This is a genomic window from Bacterioplanes sanyensis, from assembly GCF_002237535.1.
GTDB lineage: Bacteria > Pseudomonadota > Gammaproteobacteria > Pseudomonadales > Oceanobacteraceae > Bacterioplanes > Bacterioplanes sanyensis_A.
Map to the genome: position 1 here is coordinate 174,233 of NZ_CP022530.1, position 16,047 is coordinate 190,279.

13 protein-coding genes are annotated in these 16,047 nt (G+C 54.7%); 11 read left to right on the forward strand and 2 right to left on the reverse strand.

Annotated elements, in window-relative coordinates; all coding sequences use genetic code 11:
- The first annotated feature begins 85 nt into the window (after nt 1–85).
- From CHH28_RS00820 to CHH28_RS00840, 5 genes are all read left to right on the forward strand, one after another.
- Nucleotides 86–1,672 (forward strand): ABC transporter substrate-binding protein, encoded by a 1,587-nt coding sequence (locus tag CHH28_RS00820; RefSeq protein WP_094058529.1) that lies wholly within the window; start codon nt 86–88, stop codon nt 1,670–1,672.
- A gap of 9 nt (nt 1,673–1,681) precedes the next feature.
- Nucleotides 1,682–2,641 carry an ABC transporter permease gene (locus CHH28_RS00825; protein WP_094058530.1) on the forward strand — a complete coding sequence of 320 codons (960 nt, stop codon included), beginning with the start codon at nt 1,682–1,684 and terminating at the stop codon, nt 2,639–2,641.
- Nucleotides 2,642–2,656: 15 nt separating this feature from the next.
- Nucleotides 2,657–3,472: an ABC transporter permease gene (locus CHH28_RS00830; RefSeq protein WP_233243690.1), complete on the forward strand. Its 816-nt coding sequence runs from the start codon at nt 2,657–2,659 to the stop codon at nt 3,470–3,472.
- A gap of 9 nt (nt 3,473–3,481) precedes the next feature.
- The gene (locus tag CHH28_RS00835) at nt 3,482–5,125 is read left to right on the forward strand and encodes an ABC transporter ATP-binding protein (protein ID WP_094058532.1); all 1,644 of its coding nucleotides are present in this window, start codon (nt 3,482–3,484) and stop codon (nt 5,123–5,125) included.
- A 67-nt stretch (nt 5,126–5,192) separates the two neighbouring features.
- Nucleotides 5,193–5,891, forward strand: a complete 699-nt coding sequence (locus tag CHH28_RS00840; RefSeq protein WP_094058533.1) for a VC0807 family protein — start codon at nt 5,193–5,195, stop codon at nt 5,889–5,891.
- Here CHH28_RS00840 and CHH28_RS00845 read toward each other — a convergent pair.
- Complete coding sequence (locus CHH28_RS00845; RefSeq protein WP_157729701.1) at nt 5,854–6,297, reverse strand: hypothetical protein; 444 nt, start codon at nt 6,295–6,297, stop codon at nt 5,854–5,856. The genes CHH28_RS00840 and CHH28_RS00845 overlap by 38 nt on opposite strands.
- A 133-nt stretch (nt 6,298–6,430) precedes the next feature.
- Between CHH28_RS00845 and CHH28_RS00850 the strand changes: the two genes are divergently transcribed.
- From CHH28_RS00850 to CHH28_RS00875, 6 genes are all read left to right on the forward strand, one after another.
- Nucleotides 6,431–7,966 (forward strand): cryptochrome/photolyase family protein, encoded by a 1,536-nt coding sequence (locus tag CHH28_RS00850; protein WP_094058535.1) that lies wholly within the window; start codon nt 6,431–6,433, stop codon nt 7,964–7,966.
- Nucleotides 7,966–8,151: a DUF2256 domain-containing protein gene (locus tag CHH28_RS00855; protein ID WP_094058536.1), complete on the forward strand. Its 186-nt coding sequence runs from the start codon at nt 7,966–7,968 to the stop codon at nt 8,149–8,151. Before CHH28_RS00850 ends, CHH28_RS00855 begins: the two co-directional genes overlap by 1 nt.
- Nucleotides 8,152–8,181: 30 nt before the next feature.
- Nucleotides 8,182–9,558 (forward strand): DASH family cryptochrome, encoded by a 1,377-nt coding sequence (locus CHH28_RS00860; RefSeq protein WP_094058537.1) that lies wholly within the window; start codon nt 8,182–8,184, stop codon nt 9,556–9,558.
- A complete protein-coding gene (locus CHH28_RS00865) occupies nt 9,555–11,129 on the forward strand; it encodes a cryptochrome/deoxyribodipyrimidine photo-lyase family protein (protein WP_094058538.1) in 1,575 nt (524 codons plus the stop codon). The genes CHH28_RS00860 and CHH28_RS00865 overlap by 4 nt, the downstream gene beginning before the upstream one ends.
- Nucleotides 11,130–11,626: 497 nt before the next feature.
- Nucleotides 11,627–13,483, forward strand: coding sequence for a DUF1800 domain-containing protein (locus CHH28_RS00870; RefSeq protein ID WP_094058539.1), 1,857 nt, complete (start codon nt 11,627–11,629; stop codon nt 13,481–13,483).
- Nucleotides 13,484–13,494: 11 nt separating this feature from the next.
- Complete coding sequence (locus CHH28_RS00875) at nt 13,495–14,904, forward strand: DUF1501 domain-containing protein (RefSeq protein ID WP_094058540.1); 1,410 nt, start codon at nt 13,495–13,497, stop codon at nt 14,902–14,904.
- A gap of 132 nt (nt 14,905–15,036) precedes the next feature.
- Here the strand turns inward: CHH28_RS00875 and CHH28_RS00880 are convergent, their stop codons facing one another.
- Entirely contained in the window at nt 15,037–15,771 is a 735-nt protein-coding gene (locus tag CHH28_RS00880) for an enoyl-CoA hydratase/isomerase family protein (RefSeq protein WP_094058541.1), read from the reverse strand.
- Nucleotides 15,772–16,047: the final 276 nt, after the last annotated feature.

The window sequence follows — 16,047 nt, forward strand, 5'->3', positions numbered from 1 at the left end:
GCGCCGCCATGGCCGCAGTGCCAGCCCGTGTAAATCACCCTGTGGTGATCAGCGGCTCGCGCAGCGGCGATTTGAGGAGGAACGCATGTCCATCAAACAATTGACTCACGACCTGCAACACCGACGAATTTCGCGGCGCACATTTATGCAACAGGCCACGGCCATGGGCATCACCCTGGCTGGCGCCAGCAGCATGGCCAACTCCGCCATGGCGGCCACGCCGAAACCGGGCGGTCGGCTAACAGTGGGCTTTGCTCAAGGCAGCTCGTCGGACTCATTAGACCCGGCCACCTACGCCAACGATTTCATGTTTTCCCTCGGCTACGCGGTGTTCAACAACCTGACCGAAATCGCCCCCGACGGATCAGTGCAGGCGGAGCTGGCCGAGCACTATGAAGCTTCGCCCGATGCCCGCATCTGGACCTTTAACCTGCGCCGCGACGTGGCTTTCTCCAACGGTCAGCCGCTGACCTCCGCCGATGTGTTGGCCACACTAAAGCACCACACCAGCGAGCAATCCACTTCCGGCGTCAAGCCGCTGCTGGCACAAATCATCGACATGCAAGCGCCGGATGCGCACACCCTGGTATTCACTCTGGCTGGCGGCAATGCCGACTTCCCGTTTGTATTTGCCGATTACCACCTCGGCATTCGCCCAGCCGTAAAAGGCAAGATCGACCCAGCCACGCGTATTGGCAGCGGCGGTTACAGCCTGGAAGAATTTGAGCCCGGTGTGCGCGCGGTACTAAAGCGTCGCGAAGGCTACTGGAAAGCCGGGCGTGCACACCTGTCGACGGTGGAGCTGAATACCATTGCCGACCCAGCGGCGCGCATGAGTGCGTTGATGACCGGCGAGGTGGACCTGATCGACCGCCCGGATTTGAAAGCCATTCACATGCTCAAACGTGTGCCTGGGGTGAAAATCCATACCGCCAACGGCACCTTGCACTACACCATGCCGATGATGGTCAATGCAGCGCCGTTCGACGACGCCAATGTTCGCCAAGCGTTGAAGTACGCCATCGACCGCGAATCGCTGGTGAGCAAGGTGCTCAAGGGCTACGGCAGAGTCGGCAACGACCACCCCATTGCCTCATCGATGCCTTTTTACGCCAGCGAACTGCCGCAGCGCCAGTACGACCCGGAAAAAGCCAAACACTATTTGCGCAAAGCCGGTTTGTCGTCCTTGGACGTGCAGATTCACACCTCGGATGCGGCGTTTTCCGGTGCTGTTGATGCCAGCATTTTGTTTTCCGAAAGCGCGCGCCAAGCCAATATCAACCTGAAGGTGGTGCGTGAGCCCAATGACGGTTATTGGTCCAATGTGTGGATGAACAAGGCATTTTGCACCAGTTATTGGGGCGGGCGTCCAACGCCCGATCTGATGTTTTCTGCCGGCTACGCCGCCGACGCCGCATGGAATGCCACACGCTGGCAAAATCCGCAGTTCAACAAACTACTGACCGATGCACGCGCCGAGCTAGACCAGCAAAAACGTGCCGCCATGTACGCCGAGATGCAGCGCTTATGTCGCGATGATGGCGGTGCTTTGATTCCGATGTTTGGTCAGTATGTGTCGGCCATGAGCGACAGGGTGCAGATGCCAGAGCAAATTTCAGAAATGTGGGATCTGGATTGTTTACGCTTCATCGAGCGCTGGTGGGTCGCCTGAGGAAGCTGCATGAAACACATACTGATACTCATCGGCCAACGCTTAGCGTTGGGCCTGGTGACGTTATTTATCGTCTCGGCGCTGATTTTTATCGGCATTGAGCTATTGCCCGGCGACTTGGCGCAAGCCGTGCTCGGACAGGCCGCCACACCAGAGACCGTGGCAGCGTTTCGCCAGCAACTGGGGCTGGATCAACCGGCCTGGAGTCGATACCTGCAGTGGTTAAGCAACGCTCTGCAAGGTGACTTTGGGCAGTCGTTGGCTAACGGTCGTGAGCTCAGTGAACTGCTGCCGGGGCGGTTAAGTAACACGCTGTTTTTGGCCGTTATTGCTGCGGTGATTGCCGTACCGCTGGCGCTGATTCTGGGCATCTTGTGTGTCTTGTGGCGCAACTCTTGGTTTGACCGCGCCACCAATGCCAGCGCGCTGACCGCCATTTCCCTGCCGGAGTTTTTTGTCGCTTATGTATTGATCGCCGTACTGGCGATTGAACTGCGCTGGTTTCCGGCGCTGGCCCAGGTGGAAACCGCCAGCACCACAGGCGAGGCCTTGTATCGCTCCTTCTTACCGGCGCTGACGCTGATTCTGGTGGTGGTCGCGCATATGATGCGCATGACCAGAGCGTCGCTGCTGAATGTGATGGCGCGACCTTACATCGAAATGGCGCGGTTAAAAGGCGTTGGCCCGCTGCGCCTCATTTTGCGTCATGCCCTGCCCAATGCCATTGGCCCGATTGTGAATGTGATTGCCTTAAACCTGGCCTACTTAATTGTGGGTGTGGTGGTGGTTGAGGTGGTGTTTGTCTACCCAGGCCTGGGGCAGTTATTGGTCGATTCGGTGATTAAACGCGACATCCCTGTGGTTCAGGCGGTCAGCTTGTTTTTTGCTGGCACCTACATCTTGCTGAACTTGCTGGCAGATGTGGTCGCAATTGTTGCTAATCCGCGTTTGCGCCATGCTCAGCGATAAAGGTGTTCGATGTTGATGACAAAGCTGAAAGCCATTCCCTTTTCTGCCCTGTTTGGCCTCACCGTCATTGCGATGGTGGCCTTGGTTGGGCTGTTTGCTCCGTGGCTGGCACCATACGGTGAAACCGCCATTGTCGGCGAGCAATATGAACCTTGGAGCCCAGAGTTTGTGTTTGGCACCGATAATCTCGGCCGCGATATGTTGTCGCGACTGATTTACGGTGCGCGCAATACCGTTGGTCTGGCGCTGTTCACCACCACTATTGCCTTTTCTATTGGCTCCTTGCTGGGCATTTTGTCGGCGTTAAAAGGCAGCTGGTTCGACTTGCTGATGTCACGCCTGATCGATGTCCTAATGGCGGTGCCGCCGCTGATTCTGGCATTGATGCTGCTGGCCATTGTCGGCCCATCGATGAGCAATATGGTGGCGGTGATTGCCCTGATTTACATCGCACCGGTGTTTCGTTTGGCCCGGGCGGCGGCGCAGAACGTGGTACAGCTGGAGTATGTCGAAGCGGCGCGGCTGCGCGGTGAAGGCACCTGGTGGCTGATTCGCCATGAAATCCTGCCCAACATCACCACCACCTTGGTGGCGGAGTTTGGCCTGCGTTTTTGTTTTGTGTTTTTGTTTATTGCCGCGCTGTCGTTTTTGGGGCTGGGCATCCAGCCGCCGACGGCGGATTGGGGCTCGATGGTGAAAGAAAACGCCACCTTGATCACCTTTGGCGATATCACCCCGCTGTTACCCGCCGGCGCCATTGCCTTGTTGGCAGTGTCGGTTAACTTTGTTGTCGATTGGATGCTGCATCAATCCAGCGGCCTGAAAGACTGAGGAGCACAGATGAGCCAACCCTCTAACAGCCTGCTGCGCGTTCGCCAGCTGCAACTGAAGGCGAACCAGCACACCATCGTCGACAACATCAGCTTTGATTTGCACCCAGGTGAAGTGTTGGGCCTGGTGGGCGAGTCGGGCGCCGGCAAGTCCTCCCTTGGCTTAGCCACCATGGGCTACGCCCGCGCGGGTTGTGAGTTTACTGCTGGCAGCGTCGAATTTCGTGGCCAGGATTTGCTGGCGATGACGGAAAAACAACGGCGCGAGTTGCGTGGGCGCGATATCGCGTATGTGGCTCAGTCCGCCGCTGCCTCATTTAACCCGGCACATTGTTTGTTGGATCAGTTCTGCGAGTCGCCCACGCTGCATAACGTCAGCTCACTCAGTACCGCACGCGAAGACGCAGTGCAGTTGTACCAGCAAATGCAGCTCCCTAACCCACAGCAGATCGGCTGGTGTTATCCACACCAATTGTCGGGCGGTCAATTGCAGCGTGCCATGACCGCCATGGCGATGGCGTGCCGGCCGCAACTGATTATTTTTGATGAACCCACCACCGCGCTGGATGTCACCACACAAATTGAAGTGCTGGCCGCCATTCGCGGCATTGTGGAAAAGTACAATACCGCCGCTATTTACATCACCCACGACCTGGCAGTGGTGGCACAGATGGCCGACCGTATCATGGTGCTGAAAGACGGCAAAACCGTCGAGCAGGCGCCCACGCGCAGTATTTTATCGGCGCCGACACAAGACTATACCCGCTCGCTGTGGTCGGTGCGCGCTCTGCAGGTGGCGGACAAAAGCGAGTCCGACCAGCGCCGAGAGCCGCTTCTGACCCTGCGTGACGTGCATGCCAGCTATGGCGATAAAGCGGTACTGCACGGCATCAATTTTGACGTCGCACGCGGGCGCACGGTTGCGGTGGTGGGCGAGTCGGGGTCGGGCAAATCCACCATGGCCAAAGTGATCAGCGGCTTGCTGCCACCCCGCCAGGGCGAAATTTTGTTTGCAGGTCAGCCACTGGCAGGCAACTACCGCCAGCGTCAGCGCGCCGATTTGCGCCATATTCAGTTCATCTACCAAATGCCTGATACAGCGCTCAATCCACGCCAGCGCATTGGTGACATCATCGGTCGGCCGTTGAGTTTTTATCTCGGCCTGCGCGGTGAGCAAAAGCAGCAACGGGTGCGTGAGCTGCTGAGTTTGATTGAACTCGACCCAGATCAGTTTATGCATCGCCGCCCAGAAGAACTGTCCGGTGGACAAAAACAGCGCGTTGGCATTGCCAGAGCACTGGCCGCCGAGCCGGAATTCATCATCTGTGACGAAGTCACCTCTGCCCTCGACCAGCTAGTGGCCGAGGGCATTTTGAAACTGTTAATGCGCCTGCAACGCGAGTTAAACATTGCTTATCTGTTTATCACCCACGATCTGGCCACGGTGCGCGGCATCGCCGACGACATTCTGGTGATGAATCAGGGCCGTATCGTCGAGCAGGGCACCAAGCGACAAGTACTGCAGCCGCCACATCATCCGTACACCGAGCTGTTGCTATCGTCGGTGCCGGAAATGGACCCAGATTGGCTCACTCGGCGCTGCACCGAGCAACGCAATAAAGACACCATTCACAATCGCGAAGTGGCGCTGTAAGCACGATTCCCACAGCTGTGTTTGGGCCGGTATACTCAGCCCAGCACAGTTAACGCGAGAGATAAGCATGTCCAGTTCCGACAGCCGTAAACCCAACCACGGCTTGTGGCCCAACCTTCTGTTTAACATTGTTATTCCCACCCTGATCCTGACCAAAGGCAGCGGCGACGACTGGCTCGGCCCAACACTGGGCGTGATTGTCGCGCTGTCGTTCCCCATCTGTTTTGGCCTGTGGGATCTGAAAAAGGCCGGCAAGGTGAACGCATTTTCCGTGCTCGGCATCGTCAGCGTGATGCTGACAGGCGGGATCAGTTTGCTGAAGCTGCCACCGGAGTACATCGCCATCAAAGAAGCGGCCATTCCTGGGCTGATTGGCATCGCTGTGTTGCTGTCGGTGAATACGCGCTTCTCGTTGATTCGTCTGATTATTCTCAACGACGAAGTGCTGGACGTGGAACGTTTGTTGAATCTGGTGCGTGAACGCGGTGAGCAGGCCACCTTCGACTATCACTTATCGATTGCTAATAAGATCGTAGCGGCGTCGTTCTTTTTATCGGCAGTGCTGAACTATGGCTTGGCGCGCTATCTGATCACCAGCCCAGCCGGTACACCCGAGTACAACGAACAGCTCGGCACCATGACCGCGATGAGTTATCCGGTGATCGTGTTACCCAGCATGATTGTGCTCGGTGGCGCCATTTGGTACCTGTTCCGGCACATTAAAAAAGCTACCGGGCAGAGCCTTGAGGACTTTGTTCGCCAATAGCGGGCAACTCAAACCCTTGCTGGTGTAACCAGCTGACGGCGCTGTCGAGCTGATCAAAATGGCGCAGCTCAAAGCGCCCGTCCGGCCTGACCAAATCCTGCAGATGAACGCGTTTTAACACCGAGGGCGCGTACACATGCGCCGCACGCTGCAAGCCATGATCGGTGCACCAGCCCACCAAAGAGTCAATCACTGGGTTGATCTCAGGTACGCCCAAACTCCAGTCGTCCAACGTGACTAAGTGCGCCCAGGGCTGACCACTTTGCGCTAACTTCGCAGCGCAATCACGAAACTGCTGATCGTAAGCCAGCGCTGCCTCAAGGTTCCAACCTCCGGCTAGGTGCGCCACCACCACACGGTTGAAAACCGCGAGTTCAAACTCACCGTGCTGCGTCCACTCACTCACCACCATCACTGATCGCCCTCGCTACCCTCATCACCGCCTGTGCCTCGCTATTTGCCGAGGCGAAACCATACACCGTGACCAAACGCCACTCTAGTTGTACAATACATATACACACGTACAAGATATGACGCTTATGCAACCTCGATTAGTGGTGATTCTGGCCGATCAGTTGAGCAATGACATTGCCAGCTTGCGCGCTGCCGACCCACAGCGCGATCTGGTGGTGCTGGCCGAAGTCGACGATGAGGCCCGCTACGTGCCTCACCACCCGCAAAAAATCGCGCTGCTGTTCAGCGCCATGCGTCACTTTGCTGAGCAACTGGAGCAGCAAGGCTGGCGTGTGCATTACCACCAATACCAGCCACAAGGGCCTGCGCGCTCATTGCTTGATGTGCTGCACGCCTTGCACGCGCAGCATGATTTCGCCCAAGTACTGATTACCCAGTGCGGTGAATACCGTTTGCAGCATCTGATTGAGCAACACTGGCCAGCAGCTCTTGGTATTGAGGTGCAATGTTTGCAAGACGATCGCTTTGTTACCACGCCCGAGCAATTTGCCCAGTGGGCCAAAGGACGTAAGCAATTGCGGATGGAGTACTTCTATCGCAATGTGCGCCGCCAAACAGGCTTGCTAATGGAGGACGACGAACCGGTTTCCGGGCAATGGAATCTGGATGCCAACAATCGCAAGGCCTACAAAGGCGAAGTACCGATTCCCCCCCAGCTGCAGTTTGAACGTGATGATATCGACCGCGAAGTACTGGCACTGGTTGAGCAGCATTTTGCCGATCACGCTGGTGAACTGACCGCTTTCCATTGGGCCACTACGCGCGACGATGCGTTGCAGGCATTGCAGCACTTTATTGAGCATCGGCTGCCTTGGTTTGGCGATTACCAAGACGCCATGGTGCGCGGCGAAAGCTTTATGTTTCACAGCTTAATATCGCCCTATCTCAATTGCGGCCTGTTGCAGCCGATGGAAGTGTGCCTAGCCGCAGAGCGAGCCTGGCAGCAAGGCAAAGCGCCGCTAAACGCGGTGGAAGGATTTATTCGCCAGATTATTGGTTGGCGTGAATACGTGCGTGGCATTTATTGGCTCACCATGCCGGACTATGCCAGGCTAAATCGGTTAGAAAATACCCGTCCCTTGCCAGCCTTTTATTGGCATGGCGACACCAAAATGCAATGCATGAAGCAGTGCTTCGCCAGCACATTTCAATACGCCTATGCCCACCACATTCAGCGCTTAATGGTCACCGGTAATTTCGCCTTGCTGGCGGGAATCGAACCGCAACAAATCTGCGATTGGTATTTAGCCGTGTACGCCGATGCCTACGATTGGGTCGAGCTGCCTAACACCTTGGGCATGGTGATGCACGCTGACGGTGGTTACCTAGGCAGCAAGCCGTATGCCGCCTCCGGTAATTACATCAATAAAATGTCCGACTATTGCTCGCACTGTCATTATTCGGTGAAAACCGCCACCGACGAGGGCAGTTGTCCCTTTAACAGTCTTTATTGGCATTTTATGCAACGTCATCGCCAGCAATTTTCACGTAACCCACGCATGACCATGGTGTATCGCAGCTTTGACCGTATGCAACCGCAAAAACAAGACAACATTATTGCCCGTGCCGAGCACCTACTGGACAACATCGAGGCATTGTAATGGCACATAAAAAAACACAGCTCGCAGAAAAAACCTGCCAGACCTGTGGTCGCCCGTTTAGCTGGCGCAAGAAATGGCAAAACGTATGGCAACAGGTGCGTTATTGCAGTGAGCGCTGCCGCCGTAATAAACACACGCCACCGCCCAATGCCTGTGCCGCTGGCATGGTTGAAGATGAATTTTAGCGCCACCCATACAGCGCGTAGGAGCATCGTATGAACTTGATCTGGCTGCGCAACGATTTACGTTTGCACGACCACCCCGGGTTTCAGCTGGCGCAACAGCAGCAACAACCAGTGGCGGTGGTGTATATTTTGCCGCACAGCTGGCTGCAACCCGCGGAGCTGTCGCTTAATCGTCTGGCGAAAGCGAAAGCGCGCTTTTTACGTGCTTGTCTGATCGACCTGCATCGCAATCTGTATTTACAAAATATTCCGCTGCAAATTCTATACGGCGACCCGGTTGACCTATTAAGCCAATGGCATCAGCAACAACCGTTTCAGCTGCTGACCCACAGCCCACAGGCGCCAGAAGAAAGCGATTGGCTGCAAGCAATTGAGCAGCAAGGCATCAGTACCACCACGTACGACAACCAAACGCTGTTTTCAGCAACGCAGATGGCGCCGCTGTTGTCTGACTGGCCTGCCAGTTTCAGTCAATTCAGACGTCATGTGGAAAAACAGCTCACAGTAGATATTTCTGCCGCGCAAAAACCCGTCCATCTCACCAATACCGGTATTGAGGCGCCTTATATTACCCACGTCCCCTGGCCGACGGATTTTAGCAGCGCCGATAATGTGCGTAGCTTTCATTTAAATGGAGGTGAAAGTGCTGGTGAAAACTGGCTCACGCATTATTTATGGCAAAGCCAGTCGATACGCCACTATAAAGACACACGCAATCAACTGGTGGGACAAGAATATTCCAGCCAGTTGTCTGCCTATTTAGCCTGGGGTTGCTTATCGGCGCGCAAGGTCTGGCATGCCATTACCGCTTTTGAAGCGGTGCATGGTGAGGACGAGCACAGTTACTGGCTGCGCTTTGAGTTGCTATGGCGGGAGTATTTCCATTGGTCCATGCGGGTTCATGGCAAACGTTGCTTTTTTTATTCTGCACTGAGTGGCGAGTCGCTGAGTGCGCCGGCATTAAAAACCTCACACTGTAGCAGCTGGCAAGCCGCCAGCACAGGCATGCCAGTGATTGACGCAGGCTTGCGAGAACTGAAGCAAACCGGCTTTACCTCCAACCGCATGCGCCAGTGGTTGGCCAGTTATTTTATTAACGAGTTAGCGCTGGATTGGCGCCTGGGTGCGCAATTCTTTGAGCGCTATTTAATCGATTACGATGTGGCCAGCAATTGGGGCAACTGGGCTTATTTGGCCGGTGTTGGCCATGATCCTCGCGGCAAACCCGGCGCCGGGCGCTATTTTGATTTGAATAAACAACTGCGGCGCTACGATCCGCAGCTGTCGCACATTCAGCAGTGGTTGCCAGAGCTAGCTGAATGCTCTGTTGACGATATTTGCGCCCATCAAAACGGCACCACCATCTTGGCAAATTACCCAGCACCGGTGCAATCACTGCGCTCATGAAGCTGGCCCTGTTGTGGTTTAAACGCGACTTACGCCTGTACGATCATGCTGCGTTGGCGGCCGCGGTTGAGTTTTGCCGCCAAAACGACTGCCCGCTGGTGGGTGTATACAGCTTTGAACACGAGTATTGGCAACTGCCTGATACCAGCCAGCGACAGTGGGCATTTATTCGCGAGTGCCTACTACAGTTAGATCAGCAGTGGCGTCAACTGGGCGCCGGTGAGCTAATCGGCGTCTCCGCCGAGCTCAGTGCTCTGTTGCCCACTTGGCAGCAACAAGGCTTTGACATCACCTTATTTAGCCATGAAGAAACCGGCAATGGCTGGACCTATGCTCGCGACAAACGCGTGCACAAGTGTTGTCGCCAGCTGGGTATTACCTGGCATGAATTTGCGCAATTTGGTGTGCGCAGGCCGCACCGCAATCGAGACGATTGGGCCGAGCACTGGCAGCAGTGCATGGTGCAACCGTGCCACCCTCAACCAGCATCGCTGCCGGCCTACCAACAGGCGATGACACTGCATGGGAGCCAACCCATTTCGGCGTTGTCTGATACGGCTTGCCCGGAGCTGTGGAGCTGCCCTGCGCGACAGAGTGGTGGACGCGCACAGGCGTTGGCCTTGTGGCACAGCTTTATCGACCAGCGTGGGCGTTTTTATCGCTCACAAATCAGCTCACCGCTAACGGCGGAGCAAGCTTGCTCGCGCCTTAGCCCATATTTGGCTTTGGGATGCATCAGTGTGCGTGAGCTGCTGCAGGCCACACGACAGCAGCGTCAGAAAAGCAGCGATGGTTATTTCAAACGCAGCCTCGCCGCTTTTGAAAGTCGCCTGTGGTGGCATTGCCATTTTATTCAAAAATTAGAAGACCAACCGGATATGGAGTGGCAAGCGCTGCACCCAGCCTATCGACAGCTGCGCAGCGAGATAAATTCCGACTGGCAACAGGCCTGGCAGCTGGGCCAAACCGGCTGGCCGTTAGTGGATGCCTGCATGCGTTATTTGCATCATCATGGCTGGCTGAATTTCCGCATGCGCGCCATGTTGATGTCGATCATCAGTTATCCACTGTGGCAACCCTGGCAACCAGCGGCGCAGTTTTTAGCCGCACAATTTGTTGATTACGAGCCGGGGATTCACTATCCGCAGGTACAAATGCAAGCCGGTACCACCGGCATCAATATTCCGCGTATGTACAACCCCACGCTACAGGCACAAAAGCTCGACCCCAAAGGGGAATTTATTCGCCGCTGGCTACCGGAATTAACACCCGTACCCAGCAGTTGGATTCACCAGCCCTGGCACATGCCGCTTTCCAAACAGCAACAGCTGGACGTTATCATTGGCAAAGATTACCCTGCGCCTCTGGTCAACTTTGAGCAGGCTGTGCGCCAAGCCCGCCAAACTCTTTCAGCGCTGCGGGACAATCACTTTATCGCCACCGCCAAGCGCATTGGGCATAAGCATGGCTCCCGAAAAAGACCGAGCCGTGCTAATAAATCCACTTCTACATCCACCTCCAAGCCAGCGTCTAGCGCAGGTTCAACTCGGCAGTTATCGCTGTTCGAATAACACTTTCACCATGACGTAAGTGGCGCCGGATCTGCGGCTCTACTCAACACGACCAGCGGCTCAGCGAATCGGACTTGTACTGGAACCTCTGCCGCTCCCCTGTTAACCATGAACGCTGAAGTAGCATTAAACGTTGCCAGTGCAAGACGTCATGGAAAGGTGCCGGTAATAGCTATCATGGCGAAACGCTAACAGAAGCGTCACAGAGAAAGGCGCAATAGAAAAAAGCGCAATGGAGAGAACCGCAATAGAGAAAAGCACAATAGAGAAAAGCGCACACCATATAACCTGCTTGCATTAACCGCTCTCACTATTGGCAAAGGTGCTATAAAGATTCACCCACAAAGTGTGAGTCTGTTCGCATCCCAACAAGGCGTAACAAAACTCGTCTCCAGTGCAACACCCGTGTTAGTTACCTTGTGCTCTGCCCAGTCCGCACACAGGCCATTGCAGCCGGTGGTCCACAGCGGCTGCTCATGTAATCGGAGCCATTGTTCATGCCAGTCACCCCCACAATAAAACCAATAAACCCGTCGAGCACGGCGGCGTTCAAGTACTTTCTGATGTTGTTATTTGCCGTCACGCTCACTGCTTGCGGTGGCGGCGGTGGCGATAGCCAAGACAACGACGATATTGCCGTGGTGGAAGAACCAGAACCAGAACCAGAGCCAGAACCAGAACCGGAGCCGGAACCGCAGCCAGAACCAGAGCCTCAGCCAGAGCCCAGTACTGACACCAGCTACAACAGTGCCGTTAGATTTCTTAATCGCGCCACCTTTGGCTCAAATTCAGCGTCCATCAACACCTTGGTGGCGCAAGGCGAAAGCGCCTGGTTTAAACAGCAGTTGCAGGCCAGCCCGACCTACCTGATGCCTTCTGTGGATCAACACATGGCAAAAACAGAAGAGCCCAGCGAATACATGTTTGCTTCGACGACCTTTTCGTTTTGGGACAATGCCATCAATGCTCAGGATCAGCTGCGCCAACGTGTCGCCTTTGCGCTGTCGCAATTATTGGTGGTGTCCAACGGTGTTGGTGATGAACTTACCGAGCATCCAGAAGCCGTTGCCACCTTCCAAGACATTCTCACTCGCCATGCCTTTGGCAATTACCGTGAACTGTTGCGCGACGTCACCTATTCCCCCGCCATGGGCTACTACCTGACCTATCTTGGCAACGTCAAAGGGGACGATGCCAGCGGGCGTAAACCAGATGAAAACTACGCCAGAGAATTATTGCAGCTGTTTAGCATTGGCATTGTTGAACTGAATATGGACGGAACTGAAACACAAGACAGCTCAGGCAACAGCATAGAAACCTACAATAACCGCGATATTGAGGGGTTAGCGCGCGTCTTTACCGGCCTTGACCTGAATTACGAGGTCGCTGTGGTGCAGGACAATAAGCCAGCGGCTTATCGCTACCCGATGGATATTTATGAAGAAAATCATTCGCAAAAAGAAAAAACCTTTTTGGGCATGACCATTCCAGCAGGGACCACCGCGGCGCAATCCATCACCATGGCGCTGGATCATATTTTTGCACATAAAAATCTGGCGCCGTTTGTTGGCAAGCAGTTGATTCAACGATTAGTCACCAGCAACCCAAGCCCTGCTTATGTGCAGCGGGTCGCACAAGCGTTCGAACAGGGGCAATTTACTTTACCCGATGAAACCTTGGTCGGCAGCGCTCAGCGCGGTGATCTGGCAGCCACAGTGGCGGCGATTTTGTTCGACGCTGAGGCGGACAACAAACAGTCCACCACCCATGGCAAAGTGCGTGAACCCATCATTCGCTTTACCCATTGGGCACGAGCCTTTGGTGTGCAAAATACCCAAGCCGAATACCTGTTAAAGCTGTGGGCCACCGAGTCGGCCACCGAGCTGGGGCAGCACCCATATCGCTCCCCGAGCGTATTTAACTTTTATCGGCCGGGTTATAAGTCACCGGGCAGTCTATCGGGCAGCCAGGGATTGGTCGCACCTGAGTTGCAAATCACCAACGCTACCTCGGTGCCGGGTTACATCAACTTTATGACCTACTTTATTTATCAACAGCAAAAAAACATTGATCTAACAGAATTAGATTATACCTATCAGGACCATGGCCATCCGGTATCTGCAGCCAACGCAGCCAACAGCTTTGTAACCGACTATGCCGTTGAAAGCGCACTAGCTAACAACCCCACCGCCTTGGTGGATCATTTGGATAAGCTGCTGACTGGTGGCGTTATGTCGACGGCAACAAAAAATACCATCGCGGCTTACCTTGCCGACATCAGCGACACCGAACTGAGAGTAAGAACCGCGGTGTTATTAGTGATGACCTCGCCCGACTACATAGTACAAGCTTAGAGAGTGTGAATATGAATAGACGTAATTTTTTACAACTGTCGGCTTCGTCTATCGCATTAGCGACCACCGGCGGCCTCACCAGTTTGCTGGGCAGCACACAAGCGCTGGCGGCCAGCAATGATTACAAAGCCTTAGTCTGCGTGTTTCTCTATGGCGGCATGGACAATTACGACACGGTTATTCCTTACGACAACACCAATTATCAGCGCTGGGCTCAAGCACGCTCCGGCATGCTAGCGGAATATGAAACAGCCAGATCGCTTGCCAACTTGCTGCCGTTAAATACAGCCGCAGGCGCCAATGGTCAGCAATTTGCGTTGCCGCCAGAAATGCCAGGGTTGCAGCAATTGTTTAATAACGGCAACGCAGCCATCGTTGGCAACGTCGGCCCATTGGTGGCGCCGACCACCGCCAGTGATTTTCAGTCGGGGGCGGTTGCATTACCGTCACGGCTTTTTTCTCACAATGACCAGCAGTCCACCTGGATGTCTGGCACAACAGAAGGTGCTCAGTTTGGTTGGGGAGGCCGTATGTTGGATAACCTAGCCAGCACCAACGTCTCCAACAACAATACCTTCTCCGCCATTACCATGTCCTCGGGGGAGCTGCTGATTACCGGGCCATCGACTAAGCCTTACAATTTGGTCGGCGGCAAAGCCCTTAGCATCGCTGCCTTGGATGCCAGTCAACACAATCGCCCCAACCCCGAAGAAACCTACTTGGGTACCAACACATCCTACGTTAACGGGCTGCCGCAGGATCTGAGTAATTTTTTCTCGGAATCAAAAAACTACAACAACGTGTTGCGCCAAGACATCGCCAATGAAACCAGCTCGGCGTATCAGAAAAATCAGCAATTTAATAATGCCAGCACACAAGCGACTGGCTCATCGTTCCCGCCGTCTTATTTGGGCAACCAGTTGAGCAGCGTATTTAAGGTCATTAATGCCCGCCAATCATTAGGGCCAGACCGCCAGGTATTTGTAGTGACCTTAGGCGGTTTTGATACCCACTCTGGCCAGCCAGTCGCCTTGCCCAGTTTGCAACGCCAGATAGATGGCGCTTTGTCAGCGTTCTATAACGAACTGGCCAGCGCAGGGCTAGAAAATCAGGTAACGCTGTTTACCGCTTCGGACTTTGGCAGAACATTGGCATTTAATGGCGATGGCACCGATCACGGCTGGGGCGCACATCACTTTGTGGTCGGCGGCGCCGTTAACGGCGGTCAGATTTATGGCAATATCCCAGATCCAGTGCTCGGCCACGACCTCGATGCCGGTGCTGGTAGGCTTATTCCAAGCACCTCGATGGATCAGTACGCGGCCACCCTGGCGGCCTGGATGGGCGTGCAAGAAAATCAGCTGACGTCGATTTTCCCAAACCTGTCTAACTTTAATGGACGTCCTAACTTTATGGGTTAGCCGTCACTACGGGGGGCGGATATAGGATAAAAAAGCACGGCCATTTCGCCGTGCTTTTTTTGGGTCATCTGCTTGTAGGCCATCTGCGCCGATGCTGCCTATCAGCAATAGAGCACTAACCCATCGGCTCATTCAGTTACGGCACTGCTGTGCCAGCGCAAAAATCAGGTATTCCGTCGCTTGCGGATCGTGTTTTTCCATCACCTCAAACACGGCTCGAAAACGGCGGCGTTTATTTTCAGCAAAGACCCAGCGGGGTTTGTGAAACTCACCTGCAAATGCCAATGCCTGGTCAAGAGTCTCGTCTTTACCAGACACCGCTTGCTCGATCACACCATGGGACAGTAGCGTGGCGGCATCCTGGCGCTCACCGCTGTGCAACATGCGATTAAACAGGCTGCTCGGCATCACTCGCTCAATCAGCTCAAACATGCTGGGGAAAAACGGCACACCTACATTTACTTCAGGAAAGCAGAAAAAACCACGGTCGCTGCGCATCAAACGAAAATCACAGGCGCACGCTAATATCGCGCCATTGCCATAGGCGTGCCCACTAACGGCAGCAATCACCGGCAGCGGAAAACTCAGCAAACGTTTCAGCAGTTGAATCAAACCATTTAACAACGCACGAATATCGTCGTCTCGGCCTTGCTGACTGGCGGCGGCAAGCCAGTCGGTATCCAGCCCCAGGCTCCAGTTTTTGTCATCGTCCGATGCCAGTACCAGCGCCTGATAGTGCTCATCGGACTCTACCTGATCGAGTATCTGCTGGAATTGCTGCAAAAACTCTGGATTGTGGCGATTCTCTCCACCCGTCATGGTCAATAAAGCGACCTGTCCACGGGCTTCTAACGTCATCAAGCTCATAGCGTGTTTTCCTTATTGAAGACGACCATTATTGCCTTTATTAAACACCGGTATAGAGTCAGTTGTGCAACACTTGTGGCAAGATTGCGGGCGCTTTTTTGCCTAGGGCACCTCTGAGTAATTCGGTGCCCGCTCTGGATCGCCAGAGGGCTTCAGATCACGAAGCCGGTTTGCCGCTCTAGCAAGGCTACAGCAAAAATCGGCGACATAGAGCTGGAGTTCTCTGGCGCTCCCCGCAGGGCGCGGGCGGCAGGCCTCCATAACGTTGTTGGCGAT

Bases quoted from the DNA above. Each gene is read 5' to 3' on its own strand.
- CHH28_RS00865 (WP_094058538.1), top strand. From the start codon at position 9,555: ATGAAGCTGGCCCTGTTGTGGTTTAAACGCGACTTACGCCTGTACGAT.
- CHH28_RS00835 (WP_094058532.1), top strand. From the start codon at position 3,482: ATGAGCCAACCCTCTAACAGCCTGCTGCGCGTTCGCCAGCTGCAACTG.
- CHH28_RS00825 (WP_094058530.1), top strand. From the start codon at position 1,682: ATGAAACACATACTGATACTCATCGGCCAACGCTTAGCGTTGGGCCTG.
- CHH28_RS00860 (WP_094058537.1), top strand. From the start codon at position 8,182: ATGAACTTGATCTGGCTGCGCAACGATTTACGTTTGCACGACCACCCC.
- CHH28_RS00850 (WP_094058535.1), top strand. From the start codon at position 6,431: ATGCAACCTCGATTAGTGGTGATTCTGGCCGATCAGTTGAGCAATGAC.
- CHH28_RS00840 (WP_094058533.1), top strand. From the start codon at position 5,193: ATGTCCAGTTCCGACAGCCGTAAACCCAACCACGGCTTGTGGCCCAAC.
- CHH28_RS00830 (WP_233243690.1), top strand. From the start codon at position 2,657: ATGACAAAGCTGAAAGCCATTCCCTTTTCTGCCCTGTTTGGCCTCACC.
- CHH28_RS00855 (WP_094058536.1), top strand. From the start codon at position 7,966: ATGGCACATAAAAAAACACAGCTCGCAGAAAAAACCTGCCAGACCTGT.
- CHH28_RS00880 (WP_094058541.1), bottom strand. From the start codon at position 15,771: ATGAGCTTGATGACGTTAGAAGCCCGTGGACAGGTCGCTTTATTGACC.
- CHH28_RS00820 (WP_094058529.1), top strand. From the start codon at position 86: ATGTCCATCAAACAATTGACTCACGACCTGCAACACCGACGAATTTCG.
- CHH28_RS00875 (WP_094058540.1), top strand. From the start codon at position 13,495: ATGAATAGACGTAATTTTTTACAACTGTCGGCTTCGTCTATCGCATTA.
- CHH28_RS00870 (WP_094058539.1), top strand. From the start codon at position 11,627: ATGCCAGTCACCCCCACAATAAAACCAATAAACCCGTCGAGCACGGCG.